This window comes from Vogesella sp. LIG4, assembly GCF_900090205.1.
In the GTDB taxonomy this organism is placed as follows: domain Bacteria; phylum Pseudomonadota; class Gammaproteobacteria; order Burkholderiales; family Chromobacteriaceae; genus Vogesella.
In genome coordinates this window covers 1,636,482-1,649,925 of record NZ_LT607802.1, presented here as the reverse complement: position 1 = coordinate 1,649,925, position 13,444 = coordinate 1,636,482, and the positions used below count along the sequence as shown (strand labels likewise).

13 protein-coding genes are annotated in these 13,444 nt (G+C 66.1%); 4 read left to right on the top strand and 9 right to left on the bottom strand.

Going from position 1 to position 13,444, the window contains the following annotated elements; all coding sequences use genetic code 11:
• Positions 1–385: 385 nt before the first annotated feature.
• The 8 genes from PSELUDRAFT_RS07765 to PSELUDRAFT_RS07730 form a co-directional block, all read right to left on the bottom strand.
• Positions 386–847 (bottom strand): hypothetical protein, encoded by a 462-nt coding sequence (locus tag PSELUDRAFT_RS07765; RefSeq protein ID WP_088966306.1) that lies wholly within the window; start codon positions 845–847, stop codon positions 386–388.
• Positions 847–1,848: a sulfate ABC transporter substrate-binding protein gene (locus PSELUDRAFT_RS07760; protein ID WP_088966305.1), complete on the bottom strand. Its 1,002-nt coding sequence runs from the start codon at positions 1,846–1,848 to the stop codon at positions 847–849. The genes PSELUDRAFT_RS07765 and PSELUDRAFT_RS07760 overlap by 1 nt, the downstream gene beginning before the upstream one ends.
• 120 nt (positions 1,849–1,968) lie before the next feature.
• Positions 1,969–3,264 (bottom strand): ATP-binding protein, encoded by a 1,296-nt coding sequence (locus PSELUDRAFT_RS07755; protein WP_231895333.1) that lies wholly within the window; start codon positions 3,262–3,264, stop codon positions 1,969–1,971.
• The gene (locus PSELUDRAFT_RS07750; protein ID WP_088966304.1) at positions 3,261–3,923 is read right to left on the bottom strand and encodes a response regulator; all 663 of its coding nucleotides are present in this window, start codon (positions 3,921–3,923) and stop codon (positions 3,261–3,263) included. Before PSELUDRAFT_RS07750 ends, PSELUDRAFT_RS07755 begins: the two co-directional genes overlap by 4 nt.
• Positions 3,924–3,926: 3 nt before the next feature.
• On the bottom strand, positions 3,927–4,478 hold the full coding sequence (locus PSELUDRAFT_RS07745; protein WP_088966303.1) for a cytochrome b/b6 domain-containing protein: 552 nt from the start codon (positions 4,476–4,478) through the stop codon (positions 3,927–3,929).
• Positions 4,479–4,557: 79 nt separating this feature from the next.
• The gene (locus tag PSELUDRAFT_RS07740) at positions 4,558–4,824 is read right to left on the bottom strand and encodes a PepSY domain-containing protein (RefSeq protein ID WP_088966302.1); all 267 of its coding nucleotides are present in this window, start codon (positions 4,822–4,824) and stop codon (positions 4,558–4,560) included.
• A 520-nt stretch (positions 4,825–5,344) separates the two neighbouring features.
• A complete protein-coding gene (locus tag PSELUDRAFT_RS07735; protein WP_088966301.1) occupies positions 5,345–5,944 on the bottom strand; it encodes a phosphatase PAP2 family protein in 600 nt (199 codons plus the stop codon).
• Between the two features lie 16 nt (positions 5,945–5,960).
• Positions 5,961–7,583, bottom strand: a complete 1,623-nt coding sequence (locus tag PSELUDRAFT_RS07730) for a phosphoethanolamine transferase (RefSeq protein ID WP_088966300.1) — start codon at positions 7,581–7,583, stop codon at positions 5,961–5,963.
• Between the two features lie 204 nt (positions 7,584–7,787).
• On the opposite strand from PSELUDRAFT_RS07730, the gene PSELUDRAFT_RS07725 reads away from it, so the two are divergent.
• The 3 genes from PSELUDRAFT_RS07725 (at position 7,788) to PSELUDRAFT_RS07715 (ending at position 11,789) form a co-directional block, all read left to right on the top strand.
• Entirely contained in the window at positions 7,788–8,630 is an 843-nt protein-coding gene (locus PSELUDRAFT_RS07725) for a UDP-2,3-diacylglucosamine diphosphatase (RefSeq protein WP_167748521.1), read from the top strand.
• Complete coding sequence (locus tag PSELUDRAFT_RS07720) at positions 8,621–9,685, top strand: glycosyltransferase family 1 protein (protein ID WP_088966299.1); 1,065 nt, start codon at positions 8,621–8,623, stop codon at positions 9,683–9,685. The genes PSELUDRAFT_RS07725 and PSELUDRAFT_RS07720 overlap by 10 nt, the downstream gene beginning before the upstream one ends.
• A 346-nt stretch (positions 9,686–10,031) precedes the next feature.
• Positions 10,032–11,789, top strand: a complete 1,758-nt coding sequence (locus PSELUDRAFT_RS07715; RefSeq protein ID WP_088966298.1) for a PAS domain S-box protein — start codon at positions 10,032–10,034, stop codon at positions 11,787–11,789.
• Between the two features lie 15 nt (positions 11,790–11,804).
• Here the strand turns inward: PSELUDRAFT_RS07715 and PSELUDRAFT_RS07710 are convergent, their stop codons facing one another.
• A complete protein-coding gene (locus tag PSELUDRAFT_RS07710; protein WP_088966297.1) occupies positions 11,805–12,713 on the bottom strand; it encodes a DMT family transporter in 909 nt (302 codons plus the stop codon).
• Positions 12,714–12,794: 81 nt separating this feature from the next.
• Here PSELUDRAFT_RS07710 and PSELUDRAFT_RS07705 point away from each other — a divergent pair, with 81 nt between their 5' ends.
• Positions 12,795–13,361 carry a helix-turn-helix transcriptional regulator gene (locus PSELUDRAFT_RS07705; protein ID WP_088966296.1) on the top strand — a complete coding sequence of 189 codons (567 nt, stop codon included), beginning with the start codon at positions 12,795–12,797 and terminating at the stop codon, positions 13,359–13,361.
• Positions 13,362–13,444: the final 83 nt, after the last annotated feature.

Here is a 13,444-nt window from a genome sequence, read left to right as displayed (position 1 = left end):
AGCGCGCGGCGAGTTCGGCCGCGCCTTGCGGGTGCCGTTTTTGCCGGGGTTTCGCGGACCATTGGGGCGAGCGGGGGTGGAGGGGGGCGGCGGCACGCCCCCCCTCCCCGTACGCCGGGCGGAACCGGCGACTTCAAACAACATCCGCGCAGCGGATACAAAACCTGACTCGGTAAACGTTGGGCTTCGCTGCGCTCAACCCAACCTACGCACTATTTTTGGAAGGTTGCTTTGGTGGAAGCGCCTAACCTCGTAGGGCGGGTTGACCACAGGCCATACCCGCGTGAGGTGATTGGCTGTGCGCGGGTATGAACCTATGGTTCAACCCGCCCTACAAGAAACGGAACAAGAACGTTGGCCGCATCACCATGCGGCCAACCTCCCCTCAGCACTCCCCCGCCAGCGGCTGGCTGGCCAGCCGGCTCAGTTCGGCCAGCAGCGGCGCCAGTTCGGTAGCGTCATCACTGCCGGACAGCAAATGCAGCCGCGCCTGCCAGGCGGCGGCGAGGCCGGCGGCCTGGGTGAGGCGCGGGTAACGCGGGTCGGGGCGGTGGCAGGCCACCAGTGCGGGATACGGCAACGCCCGCGCGCTCAGCGGGTCGCCCTGCGGCGACAGCAGCAGCGCGGCACGGCAGCGGCTGTCTGCGTCCACGGCCGCCAGTGCCGGCAGGCAGAAGTCGCCATGCGCCAGCAGCACGAACGGTGACGTGGCGGCCTGCAGCCAGACATCCAGCGCCGGCAGCGCTTCCAGCACGAACGCACCCTGCCCGCGCGCCAGCGCCAGCAGGGTGCGGCCATCGGCAAGCCCGCCGTCGGCAAGCAGCTGCAACGGCAGGCGGCTCAGCATCACTTCACCTGGATCTGGTCGAACACGCCGCCGTCGGCGAAGTGGGTCTTCTGCGCGCGGGTCCAGCCACCGAACAGCTGGTCGATGCTGAACAGCTTCACCTTGCTGAACTGGCCGGCGTACCTGGCGGCTACTTTCGGGTCACGCGGGCGGTAGTAGTTCTTCGCCGCCAGCTCCTGGCCTTCCGGGCTGTACAGGTAGCGCAGGTAGGCTTCGGCCACCTTGCGGGTGCCGTGCTTGTCCACCACCTTGTCCACCACGCTCACCGGCGGCTCGGCCAGGATGGACAGCGACGGGGTGACGATGTCGAACTTGTCGGGGCCGAATTCCTTCACCGACAGGTAGGCTTCGTTCTCCCACGCCAGCAGCACGTCGCCGATGCCGCGCTGGGTGAAGGTGACGGTGGCGCCGCGGGCGCCGGAATCCAGCACTTTCACGTGCTGGTACAGCTTCTGCACGAAGTCCTTGGCCTTGGCGTCGTTACCGCCCGGCTGTTTCAGCGCGTAGCCCCAGGCGGCCAGGTAGTTCCAGCGCGCGCCGCCGGAGGTTTTCGGGTTCGGCGTCACCACTTCCACCCCCGGTTTGACCAGGTCGTTCCAGTCCTTGATACCTTTCGGGTTGCCCTTGCGCACCAGGAACACAATGGTGGAGGTGTAGGGCGAGGCGTTGTTGGGCAGGCGCTGCTGCCAGTTGGGCGGGATCAGCTTGGCTTCGGTATTCAGTGCGTCCACGTCGTAGCCCAGTGCCAGGGTCACCACGTCGGCTTCCAGGCCGTCGATCACCGAGCGCGCCTGCTTGCCGGAGCCGCCATGCGACTGCTTGATGGTGACGGTCTCGCCGCTCTTGGCTTTCCAGTACTTGGCGAAGGCGGTGTTGAAGTCCTGGTACAGCTCGCGGGTGGGGTCGTAGGACACGTTGAGCAGGGTGACGTCGGCCAGCGCATGGCCGGACAGGGCAAACAGCAGGGTGGTGGCGGTGGCAAGGCGGGTAAGGCGCTTCATGGCGTGATCCCTATCAGTTGGTATGCGATGGGGAGAATCTAGCCAAGCGCCGCAGGGGCACGAACCAAGAAAATCTGCATTGCTTATCAACGCGGGATCGATAAGCAATGCACGCCGCACTCAATGGCCGGCAGTCAGCTCCACCGCCAAGCCGCCTTGTTCCCGGTTGTGCCAGGCCAGCGTCAGGCCATGCAGCTCGGCGATGCGGCGCACGATGGACAGCCCCAGGCCGCTGCCGCTCTGGCTCTGCCCCGGCGGGCGGAAGAAGCGCTGACCTACCTGCGCCAGGTATTCGGCGGCGATGCCGGGGCCGTTGTCCAGCACGCGGATCTGCCTTGGGCCGGCTTCCAGTACGATGCGGCTGCCCGCCGGCGAGTAGCGCAGCGCGTTGTCCAGCAGGTTGCGCAGCAGCAGGGTAAGCAGCGTGGCCTCGCCTGCGGCCAACGGTGCGCCGCTGATCTGCCGCTCGATATGGCTGCCGCGCTGTGCCGCCAGCTCCGCCACCTGCTGGCAGGCCTGCTCCACGATCTGCGCCCAGTCCAGTGGCTGGCTGGGCAGACCCTGCTGCTGTTCCAGCCGCGACAGCGACAGCAACTCGTCCACCAGGTGGCTGGCGCGGTCCACGCCCTGCATCACCTTGCCGGCGGCGGCATTGCGAGCCGCCGGTTCATCCAGCAGGGTCAGCAGCTCGGCCTGCACCCGCAGCGCGGCCAGCGGGCTGCGCAGTTCGTGCGCGGCGCTGGCAGTGAACTGCCGCTCGCGCTGCAGCGTGCCGGCGGAGCGGTCGATCAGGCCGTTCATGCTGTCGATCAGCGGCTGCAGTTCGCGCGGCACCTCGCGCGACAGCGGAGTGGCATCGTCCGGCTGGCGCTGGCGCAGCGCGCTGCGCAGTGCCTCCAGCGGCCGCAGGCCGCGGCCCAGCGCCCACCATACCGCGCCCAGCGCAAACGGCAGCAGCAGCAGCCACAGCAGGCTCTGCGTGCCCAGCAGGCCACGAATGATCTCGCGCCGCTCGCTGAGCTCCTGCGCCACCGCCACGGTACCCTCCACGCCGGACAGGTAGTACACCCGCCATTCGCGCCCGTCGTGCATCACGGTATGGAAGCCGGATTTGCCGCCGTGGTAGCTCAGCTCCACGCCTTCCGGGTCGGTGAGCAGCGGCTGCCCCTGCGGCCCCCACAGCGCGATGGCCTGGTGGTCGACATGATCCTCGCGCTGCACCGGCTCGCCGCGCTGGCGCAGCAGCACCGGCAGCGTGCTGTACAGCTGCTGTGCAAAGCTGCGCTGCTGGTTGTCGTACAGCTCGTAGACTTCGTGGCGGGCATCCAGCGCCATCAGCACGCTGGTGATCAGCCACAGCGGCGTGACCACCAGCAGCAGGCCGCGAATCAGCTGCCCGCGCAGGCTGGCCCTCACTCCGCATCCCCCAGGGTGTAGCCCAGGCCGCGGCGGGTCTTGATGAAATCGGCACCCAGTTTCTTGCGCAGGTGGTGGATGTGTACCTCCACCGCATTGCTTTCCACCTCGTGCGCCCAGTCGTACAGCTTTTCTTCGATCTCGGCGCGGCTGAGCACGCGGTTGCGGTTGTTCAGCAGCACTTCCAGCACCGCCAGTTCGCGCGCGGACAAGGCCACCGGCTCGCCATCCAGCGTGGCCTGGCGCGCCGCCGGGTCCAGGCTGACGCGGCCGTGGCTGAGTTGCGGCACGCTGCTGCCACTGCGGCGGCGCAGCAGCGCGCGCAGCCTTGCGGCCAACTCGCCAAGGGCAAACGGCTTGGTCAGGTAATCGTCGGCACCGGCATCCAGCCCGCGGATGCGGTCGTTCACCGCGTCGCGCGCGGTGAGCAGCAGCACCGGCTCCTGCCGGCCGGCCTTACGCCAGGCGGCCAGTACCTCCAGGCCGTCCATGCCGGGCAGGCCCAAGTCCAGCACCACCGCGTCGTAAGGCGCGGCGTGGATGCCGGACAGCGCCAGCTTGCCATCGCGCAGCCAGTCGCAGCTGAAGCCCAGCGCCTGCAAGCCGGCCTGCAGGCCGTCCCCGATCAGGGGGTCATCCTCGACGATCAGCACCCGCATGTATCACCCCTGACGCCATTCCTTGATGCCGGTAATCATGGCACGAACCAGGTTCACCCGCTCGATGCGGCTCATCACGATGGCGGCCAGCGCATGCAGGCCCACCAGTGCCATCAGGGTGTTGGCGATGGCGCCGTGGATGTCCTGCAGCATTTCGTCCTCGAAGTAGGCATCGGTGCGCAGCAGGTAGCCGGTAACGCCCAGCGACAGGATCAGCCCCATCAGCGCGAACATCATCAGCGCGCCCAGCGGGTTGTGGCCTACCACCTGCGGGTGCTGACCGCGCCTGATGGCGCCCAGGTGGTTTTTCAGCCGCGACGGGGTGGGAAAGAAGCTGGCGAAGCGGGCGTGCTCGCTGCCGATGAAGCCCCACAGCAGGCGCGCCAGCACCAGGCCGACGGCGATGTAGCCGCTCCAGCGGTGCGCCTGCTTGCCCTCTTCCAGGATGAACAGGTTGAGGGTGACGCAGCTCACCAGCGACCAGTGGAACACGCGCACGAACGGGTCCCACACCTTGGCGCGGTTGATGGCAAGTTGTTCCTGCATGGCGGACATGAAATTCTCCTGTGAAAGCCGGTTCGGCATGCCGCCTGGCGACGGCATGCTGGACAGACTCTGGGCAAGGTAAAGGCAATCAGTCTTCGATATCGCTTCTGACCGGCTTGCCGGAGACCGGGTCAAAATCGATCTCGACCTGCTTGTTGTCCCGGTTGCGACCCTCGACTTCATAACAGTTGCCGCTGATGCGGAAGCGGCTGATGCGGTAGCCCTGGCTGGCCAGCTGCTTCCTGAACTCGGCTTCCGGTTGCCACTTGCCCTTCGGCTGCGCCGGGCAGCGGGCCGCGGCAAAAACGCTGGCGGCCGAGGCCGCCAGCAAAACTGCAACAAACAGTCGGTTCATAACGTGGCATTCCCTGAGCGATGCAGCTGCACGCCTGCAGCTACGGAGGCAACTGTAGCCGGCCAGGCTTAACCGGCGCTTACAGCTGCTCACGATCTGCTGCGCGCGGTGAAAAGTTACACACCGTGTTCACTCAACTCCTCCTGCTATTCGGGTATCAGGACGAGAGCGACTTGCCCCAAGCCCGTTGGCGCGAGCCGGGCGAAATTGTATTAATTTGCCCCAGGTTTTAAGACGCCGATCTGTCCGAGTCCCGAGCCGTTAGCGAGGGACGAGTTCGGCGGCGCCTGGGGCGTGCCTTTTTGCACGGGGTTTCGAGCAGCGCCAATAGATATCAGGGCGTCGCCTTTTCTTTGGGTACTTTCTTTTGGCGAAGCAAAAGAAAGTACCCCGTCCGCCGGGCGGAACCGGCATCAAAATCATCATCCGCGCAGCGGATACAAAACTACCCGCAAAACAACACGGTAAACGTTGGGCCTCGCTTCACCGGGCCCAATCCAGATTTAACCGACGCCCGTGCTCAGCGGCGGCACCAGCCGCGGCTGATCGGCAGCGCGAACAGGCGCTGGTACACGCCCTGCAGCGTGTGCTGCAGGCTGCCGCCCAGCTGCGGCCACAGCCGTGCGACCACCAGGTTGGCCGCAGCCGCCATCAGCGCCGCCCCCAGCATGTCCAGCGGGTAGTGCACACCCAGGTAGATGCGGCCCAGCGCCACCAGCAGCGCCAGCACCAGGCTGCTGCGGCCCAGCCAGCGCCAGCCGGAAGCCAGCCAGGAGAAGGCGATGGCACAGCAGACCGTCATGTGGTCGCTGGGGAAGGAGGAATCCGCCGCGTGGTTGATCCAGTTCGGCGCCAGGCCGATGGCGAACGGCCGCGGGTGGTACCACAGGCTGCCCATGAGCAGGTTGCCCAGCAGTGCCAGCACGGTGACCGCCAGTGCGCGCAGCGCGGTGTTGCGGGTGCGCTCGTTGCCCCACAGCCACATCACCACCAGCATCAGCGGCAGGAAGTAGATCAGGTCTGCCGCGGCCAGCCGGGCAAGCGAGATGTGCCAGGGTGCGGTGCCGGCCTGAGCGGCAATGGATTTGAAAACGGCGATGTTCAGCGCTTCGAGAGACATGGTGGGTTCCTAACGGTTACTGCGTGCGACAGGCGGCATACATGTCCCGCCCTTTTTCATACAGGCTGGTCTGCACATCCATCAGCCCGAGTACGGTGTGAAACAGGTTGTCCTGGCTGTAGCGCTGGCGGCTGCCCTGCTGCAGGCAGCCTGGCGTCATGCCGTCCGCCGCCAGCCACTGCGGCGAGAACCAGGCCAGCATCGGGATGTGCTTTTGCGCATCCGGCGCCACGATGTAGGGCGTGGCGTGCAGGTACATATTGTTTTCGCCCAGCGATTCGCCATGGTCGGACAGGTAGAACAGGCTGCCGGCCACCCGCTTGTCGGCCTGCAGCCGGGCGATGATCTGCGCCAGGATGTGGTCGGTGTAGCGGATGGTGTTGTCGAAGGCGTTGACGATTTCCTGCCGCCCGCACTTCTGCAGCTCGCTGGTGCGGCACTCCGGCTGGAACGCCGCATACTGCGGCGGGTAGCGCTTGTAGTAGGCCGGGCCGTGGCTGCCCTTCTGGTGCAGCACGATCACGGCATCGTGGCGCAGGTGCTTGAGGCGGCTATCCAGCGCGCCCAGCAGGATGTCGTCGAAACATTCCTCGCTATTGCAGTACTTCGGGTCCTGGTCGTCGTAAAGCAGTTCGGTGCTCACCCGGTTGCACACTTCCTTGCAGCCGGAGTTGTTGTCCAGCCAGGCCACATCCAGCCCGCTGCGCTTGAGTACGTCGAGCAGGTTTTCCCGGTGTCGCGCCTCGTCGGTATCGAACTGTTCACGCGGCAGCGAGGAGAACATGCACGGCACCGACACCGCGGTTTCGGTGCCGCAGGACCAGGCATCCGGGTAGTTGATCAGCCCGCTTGCCTGCGACAGCTCCGGGTTGGTCTGGCGGGCGTAGCCGTTGAGCGAAAAGTGGTCGGCACGGGCGGTTTCACCCACTACCAGCACCAGCACGCGCGGCTTGCTGCCTTGCGGCCAACCTTTGCCGCGCCTGGCGTCCAGCCCGACCTGCTGCAGCGGCTGCGCCTTTTCGTAGCGGCTTTGCAGATAGGACGACGTGGCCTGCAGGTAGTTGGTAGGCGTAATCACGAAGCGCAGCTCGCGGTTGTTGCGGAACAGCGAGGCAAAGTCCTGGTAACCCACCATGGCCACGCCAAGCAGCACACCGCTGCTCACCAGCAAGGCCAGCAGGCGGCAGCCCAGCTCGCGCAGCACCGGGCGGAAGCGCAGCGGCGCCTTCCACAGCCACAGGCTGGGCAGGCCGCCCAGCAGCAGCACGGTGAGCACCATCTTCACGGTGATGAGGTCGCGCACCTCCGCGCCGTCGGTCTGCATGGCGTTGCGCACCATGTTCATGTCGATCAGCACGCCGTACTGGCTCATGAAATAGCTGATGGCGGCGGTAAGCACGAACAGCACGGTCAAGAGCGGGCGGCCGATGCGTGGCCACAACAGCAACAGCAGCAGCAGGTTGATGAAGGCGGTAAGCAGCACGAAGGCCAGGCCCAGCATCTTCACGCCGTGCCCGTCCAGCGGGCCGACGATGGCCAGCATGCGCTGCCAGAACGGCAGGTTGAACAGCGCGACAAACAATATTGATGCGGCCAGGGCCAGCCACTCTGCCCGCTCGGGGCGGAAGAACTTCTTCATGACTTTCGCTATACGAGGAATACACCTGCGGCCAGGCGCAGGCGGGTATTGAAAACCACTTGCATTAATGCAAGCTTAAGAGCATCGACAGGCACCCCGCCGCGCAGTTTCTTGGCAGCCTGTCACCTTGCCGTCACCCACCGCTCATGGTGCTGTCACAGAACGGTCGCACCATCTGGCCATCCGACCGGCACGAGAGTCACCATGAGCCACCGCTACCGCACCATCTGGCTATCCGATATCCACCTTGGCACCAGCGGCTGCCAGGCCGCCTTTCTGCTGGATTTCCTCAAGCACAACGAGTCGGACACCCTGTACCTGGTGGGCGACATCATCGATGGCTGGCAGCTGAAGAAATCCTGGTACTGGAAGCAGGCACACAACGATGTGGTGCAGAAAGTGCTGCGCAAGGCGCGCAAGGGCACCCGCGTGGTGTACGTGCCGGGCAACCACGACGAAGCAGCCCGCCAGTATACCGGACTGGATTTCGGCGGTATCGCCATTCGTGGCGAGGCCGAGCACCACACCGCCGACGGCAAGCGCCTGCTGATCATCCACGGCGACGAATTCGACGGCGTGATCCAGCATGTGAAGTGGCTGGCCTACCTGGGCGACAGCCTGTACACCGTGATCCTGGAGCTGAACCGCCACGTCAACTGGCTGCGGCAGAAGCTGGGGCGGCCGTACTGGTCGCTGTCGCAGTACCTGAAGCACAAGGTGAAGAACGCGGTGAACTTCATCAGCGATTTCGAGCACATCCTGGCGGCCGAGGCGCGCCGCCGCGGCTTTGACGGCGTGATCTGCGGCCACATCCACAAGGCCGAAGTGAAGGATATCGACGGCATCGTCTACGGCAACTGTGGCGACTGGGTGGAAAGCCTGTCGGCGCTGGTGGAACACCACGACGGCCGGCTGGAGGTGCTGTACTGGACGCACCTTGCCGCCCAGAGCAGCAGCGCGACCATGCCGCAGCCGGTGGCGGATATCGATATCGCCGCCGACCCGCTGTCGGCGCACAGCAGCGAGGAGCACAGCGCATGCGCGTAATGATCGTAAGCGATGCCTGGCTGCCACAAGTCAACGGCGTGGTGCGCAGCCTGCTGGAAACCATACGCGAGCTGCGTGCCCTGGGCCACGAAGTGGCGCTGATCACCCCGCTGGGCGGCGAGCACGATGATGGCGACGGCTTTGCCACCATGCCGCTACCCAGCTACCCGGACATCCGCATCTCACTGTTCCCCTACCGCAAGGTGGCGCAAAGGTTGGCCGCATTCGATGCGCACGCGGTGCACATCGCCACCGAAGGCCCGCTTGGCTGGGCGGCACGCCGCTGGTGCCTGCGCCACGACCAGCCGTTCAGCACCGCCTATCACACCCGTTTTCCGGAATACGTTGCCGCCCGCACGCGGCTGCCGCTGGCCATCAGCTACGCCTTCATGCGCCGCTTCCACGCCCCGGCCGCCGCGGTGATGGCGCCCACGCCCAGCATCGTGCGCGCGCTGCGCCAGCGCGGTTTCAACAATGTGGTGCTGTGGGGGCGCGGTGTGGATACCTCGCTGTTCAGCCCTGGCGAGCGCGACCGGCTGGAAACCGCGCCGCCACGCTTCGTCTACATCGGCCGCGTGGCGGTGGAAAAGAATATCGAAGCCTTCCTGCAGCTGGACCTGCCCGGCAGCAAGTGGGTGGTGGGCGAAGGCCCGCAGCTGGAAGAATTGCGCCAGCGCTACCCGGCAGTGCACTTTGCCGGCGTGTTTCCGCAGCACGAACTGGCGCGCTTCTACCGCGCGGCGGACGTGTTCGTGTTCCCCAGCCTTACCGACACCTTCGGCCTGGTGCTGCTGGAGGCCATGGCCTGCGGCACGCCGGTAGCGGCCTACCCGGTGGCAGGCCCGCTGGACGTGGTGGGCGACAGCGGCGGCGGCGTGCTGCACAACGACCTGCACAGCGCCTGCCTGCAGGCGCTGCGGCTGGATCGCGACCACGTACGCCAGGTGGCGGAGCGCTTCTCCTGGGCCGCCGCCACCCGCCAGTTTGCGGCCAACCTCAACCCGCGCACCGAAACACCGCATGCCCCCCGGCTGAACGCCGCCCCGCGCAGCTAAGAACGCTGCCCTGCTGCCGCACAACGGTGGCAGGCCCATCACAACGGCCGCTGCAGCCTGCAGCGGCCGCCCGAGCTGCCACCAGGCGGCAAGCCTCCCCGGTGTTGCATCATCTGCCCCGGCTGCACAGCCAACTACCCCTGCACTCCGCCGCCCATTCCCCTTGCATCTGCCATGAGCGATGCCCAACACACATGCCAAGTGGCTTTCCAGCGACATTGAGTAGTTTTACTTACACGAAAAATATATATACATATTGAAGTATCTACCTATTAGATAGAAAAATTAACAGATATTTCCAACCAGGCCGGCCTCCCCACCGTGCCACCCCGTGGAGTGACCCGCCATGACCCACCCCGTACCTACATTCCTGGGCCGCCTGCTGCCCGCCAGCCGGCGAAAGCAGATGGCGTCGCCGTTGCTGGAGCAGCACAGCGACGCCGTACTCGTGCTCGACGCGCAACAGAACATCCGCTACGGCAATGCCGCCGCCGCCAGCCTGCTGGGCATCAGCCGCCAGCAGCTGCCCGCCACGCCGCTGGCGCGCCTGCTGCCCGAGCTGCCGGACGCCGCCACCGTGGCGCGCGACGGCAGCCGCGCGTACCCGCTGCAATGCGCTGACGGCAGCCGCCGCTGGGTGCAGCTGTCGCAGGCCGAACTGAATGGCGAACGCGTGCTGTTCCTCAAGGACGCCAGCGCGCAGCACGAGCACGGCGAACGTGCCGAGCAGGCGCTGGAACAGGCGCTGGACGCGGTGGTGAGCATCGACGAGCGCAACAACGTCACCTTCTTCAACCGCGCGGCGGAAACGCTGTGGGGCTACCGCCGCGACGAGGTGCTGGGCCGCAACGTGAAGATGCTGGTGCCCAAGCTGCACCAGCCGCAGCACGACCACTACGTGGACAGCAACCGCAGCAGCGGCCAGGACAAGATCGTCGGCACCAGCCGCGACGTGGAGATCGAGCGCAAGGACGGCAGCCGGGTGTGGGGCAACCTGTCGCTGTCCAAGATCCGGCTGCAGGACCGCATCGTCTACACCGCCTTCGTGAAGGACATCAGCCGCGAACGCGCCGCGCGCGAGGTCATCAACCAGACGCTGGAGCAGGCGCAGGACGCGGTGGTCACCATCGACAGGCACAACAACGTCACCTTCTTCAACGCCGCCGCCGAACGGCTGTGGCGCCTGTCGCGGCAGGAGGTGCTGGGGCAGAACGTGAAGATGCTGGTGCCGATGGCCATCCAGCCCAATCACGACAACCTGGTGAACGCCAACCGCAGCACCGGCCACGACAAGATCGTCGGCACCAGCCGCGAGGTGGAAATCGAGCGCCGCGACGGCAGCAAGGTGTGGGCCAGCCTGTCGCTGTCCAAGGTGCAGGTTGGCGACGACATCACCTACACCGCCTTCGTGAAGGACATCAGCCGCGAACGCTCGGCGCGCGAGGTCATCAACCAGACGCTGGAGCAGGCGCAGGATGCGGTGGTGACCATCGATCACGATAACAAAGTGACCTTCTTCAACCGCGCGGCGGAAAAACTGTGGGGGCTGGAGCGGCGCGAGGTGCTGGGCCAGAACGTGAAGATGCTGGTGCCGATGGCGATCCAGCCCAATCACGACAACCTGGTGAATGCCAACCGCAGCACCGGCCACGACAAGATCGTGGGCACCAGCCGCGAGGTGGCAATCGAGCGCCGCGACGGCAAGACGCTGTGGGCCACGCTGTCGCTATCCAAGATCATTCTCGACGACGGCATCGGCTACACCGCCTTCCTGCACGATGTCAGCACCGAGCGCGAGGCGCGCGCCGCCACCGACCACGCCATGCGCGCGGTGATGCATTCCAGCAGCCAGATCGGCCAGATCGTCACCGTGATCAACGATATTGCGGCGCAGACCAATCTATTGTCGCTGAATGCTTCCATCGAAGCGGCGCGGGCCGGCGAGATGGGCCGCGGCTTCGCGGTGGTGGCGGATGAAGTGCGCAAGCTCGCCAACCGCTCCGCCGAATCCGCCGAATCCGCCGGTGAAATCGGCGGCCTGGTGGATGCCACCAAGCAGCGGGTGGGCGAGCTGGCGGATTCGCTGGAGCTGCTGGCACGCTGAGCGTGCGGCCAACCTTCAGGCCGGGGCGTGCTCCGGCTTGCGGGCGCCCAGCTGGCTCAGCAGCACGCTGGCCACGATCAGCGCGGCACCGCCGACATTGCCGGCCGTCATCGCCTCGCCGGCCAGCCAACCCACCACGCCACCCCACACCGGCTCCATCGCGTAAATGATGGTGGCGCGGGTGGCCGGCACCGTGCGCTGCGCCCAGTTGATCATCACCTGGATCAGCGCCGTGGTGCAGCCCAGCCCCAGCACGCACAGCAGCAGCACCGGGTGCCATTGCGGCAGCGCCTCGCCGGAGACCAGCGCCGACCCCAGCGACAGCAGTGCCACGGTCAGCAACTGCACCAGCGCCATGCGTCGCGCGTTGCAGCCCACGGCAAAGTGGCTGATCAGGCAGATTTCCAGCGCAATGGTCAGCGTGGAAACCAGCGTGAGCGTCTCGCCCAGCCCCAGGTGGATGCTCAGGCCATTCACCCCCGCCAGCAGCAGCAGGCCGATAAAGGCCAGCAGGATGCCGCCCCAGGCCGCCAGGCTGGGGCGCTCGCGGAACAGGATCAACTGCAGCAGCGGCACCAGCGGCACGTACAGGCCGGTGAGGAAGGCCGAGGTGCTGCTGGGGATATAGGGCAGGCCCAGGGTCTGCAGGTTGTAGCTACCGTACAGCACCGCCCCCACCGCCATGCCGCCCAGCCACTCGCCACGGGTAATGTTGCGCAGCTCGCGTCGGCACAGCAGCAAGGCCAGCAGCGATGCCACGCAAAAGCGCATGCCGACGAAACTGAAGGCGCCGGCCCAGTGCAGCGCAGTCTGCACCGCCAGGAAGGAGCCGCCCCACAGCATGGTGACCACCACCAGGGACAGGTCGGGTAGCAGGGAACGGGCAGGCGGGCTGGCGCTGGCGCTGGCGGCAAGGGTGGACATGGTATGGGCTCGGGTGTAGGGTGAGTGCTCGATCCTGTGCACTATAGTGCACATATCTATAAGTGAGCAATATACTGCACAATGAATGATCACTCTACGCAGCAAGTGTGCAACCACGTGGCGCACAATCTGCGCGATGCACGCCAGCGCCTGGGCTGGAGCCAGGAAAAACTGGCCACCGCCGCCGATGTCAGCCGCCGCATGCTGGTGAATATCGAAGCCGGCGCCAGTAATGTGAGCATCGCCACCCTGGACCGGCTATCCGGCGCGCTGGGGCTGACCTTCTCCGAACTGGTGCGCCCGCCGGGCAGCGAGGCGCCGGTGCGGGTGTGGCAGGGCAACAGCCAGGACAGCCACGCCACCCTGCTGCACAGCCTGGCGTTGCCGAACTGCACGCTGGAGCTGTGGCAGTGGCAGCTGGCGCCCGGCGACAGCTACCAGGCCACGCCGGACCCGGCCGGCTGCGGCGAGATCGTGGAGGTGTACAGCGGCACGCTGCAGCTGCGCTATGCCGACACCGCGCTGACGCTGCTGGCCGGCGCCACCGCCGGCTACAGCACCGGGCAGGGCTACCGCTACCACAACCCGGGGCGAACCCTGTTGCGCTTCCAGCGCAGCATCGTGATGCCGGCGCCGCTGCTGCCGTGATGCGGCCAACCCTGCTGCCACGCAGCATGCCAAGGGTATTTTCAGGGGCTTGATACACATCAATTAACACCAGATGGTGCGTT

What these genes read in the sequence shown, in the direction of transcription:
- PSELUDRAFT_RS07715 (WP_088966298.1), top strand. Translation starts at nt 10,032, where the DNA reads ATGACCCACCCCGTACCTACATTCCTGGGCCGCCTGCTGCCCGCCAGC.
- PSELUDRAFT_RS07765 (WP_088966306.1), bottom strand. Translation starts at nt 847, where the DNA reads ATGCTGAGCCGCCTGCCGTTGCAGCTGCTTGCCGACGGCGGGCTTGCC.
- PSELUDRAFT_RS07735 (WP_088966301.1), bottom strand. Translation starts at nt 5,944, where the DNA reads ATGTCTCTCGAAGCGCTGAACATCGCCGTTTTCAAATCCATTGCCGCT.
- PSELUDRAFT_RS07750 (WP_088966304.1), bottom strand. Translation starts at nt 3,923, where the DNA reads ATGCGGGTGCTGATCGTCGAGGATGACCCCCTGATCGGGGACGGCCTG.
- PSELUDRAFT_RS07725 (WP_167748521.1), top strand. Translation starts at nt 7,788, where the DNA reads ATGAGCCACCGCTACCGCACCATCTGGCTATCCGATATCCACCTTGGC.
- PSELUDRAFT_RS07730 (WP_088966300.1), bottom strand. Translation starts at nt 7,583, where the DNA reads ATGAAGAAGTTCTTCCGCCCCGAGCGGGCAGAGTGGCTGGCCCTGGCC.
- PSELUDRAFT_RS07745 (WP_088966303.1), bottom strand. Translation starts at nt 4,478, where the DNA reads ATGTCCGCCATGCAGGAACAACTTGCCATCAACCGCGCCAAGGTGTGG.
- PSELUDRAFT_RS07720 (WP_088966299.1), top strand. Translation starts at nt 8,621, where the DNA reads ATGCGCGTAATGATCGTAAGCGATGCCTGGCTGCCACAAGTCAACGGC.
- PSELUDRAFT_RS07710 (WP_088966297.1), bottom strand. Translation starts at nt 12,713, where the DNA reads ATGTCCACCCTTGCCGCCAGCGCCAGCGCCAGCCCGCCTGCCCGTTCC.
- PSELUDRAFT_RS07705 (WP_088966296.1), top strand. Translation starts at nt 12,795, where the DNA reads ATGAATGATCACTCTACGCAGCAAGTGTGCAACCACGTGGCGCACAAT.
- PSELUDRAFT_RS07740 (WP_088966302.1), bottom strand. Translation starts at nt 4,824, where the DNA reads ATGAACCGACTGTTTGTTGCAGTTTTGCTGGCGGCCTCGGCCGCCAGC.
- PSELUDRAFT_RS07760 (WP_088966305.1), bottom strand. Translation starts at nt 1,848, where the DNA reads ATGAAGCGCCTTACCCGCCTTGCCACCGCCACCACCCTGCTGTTTGCC.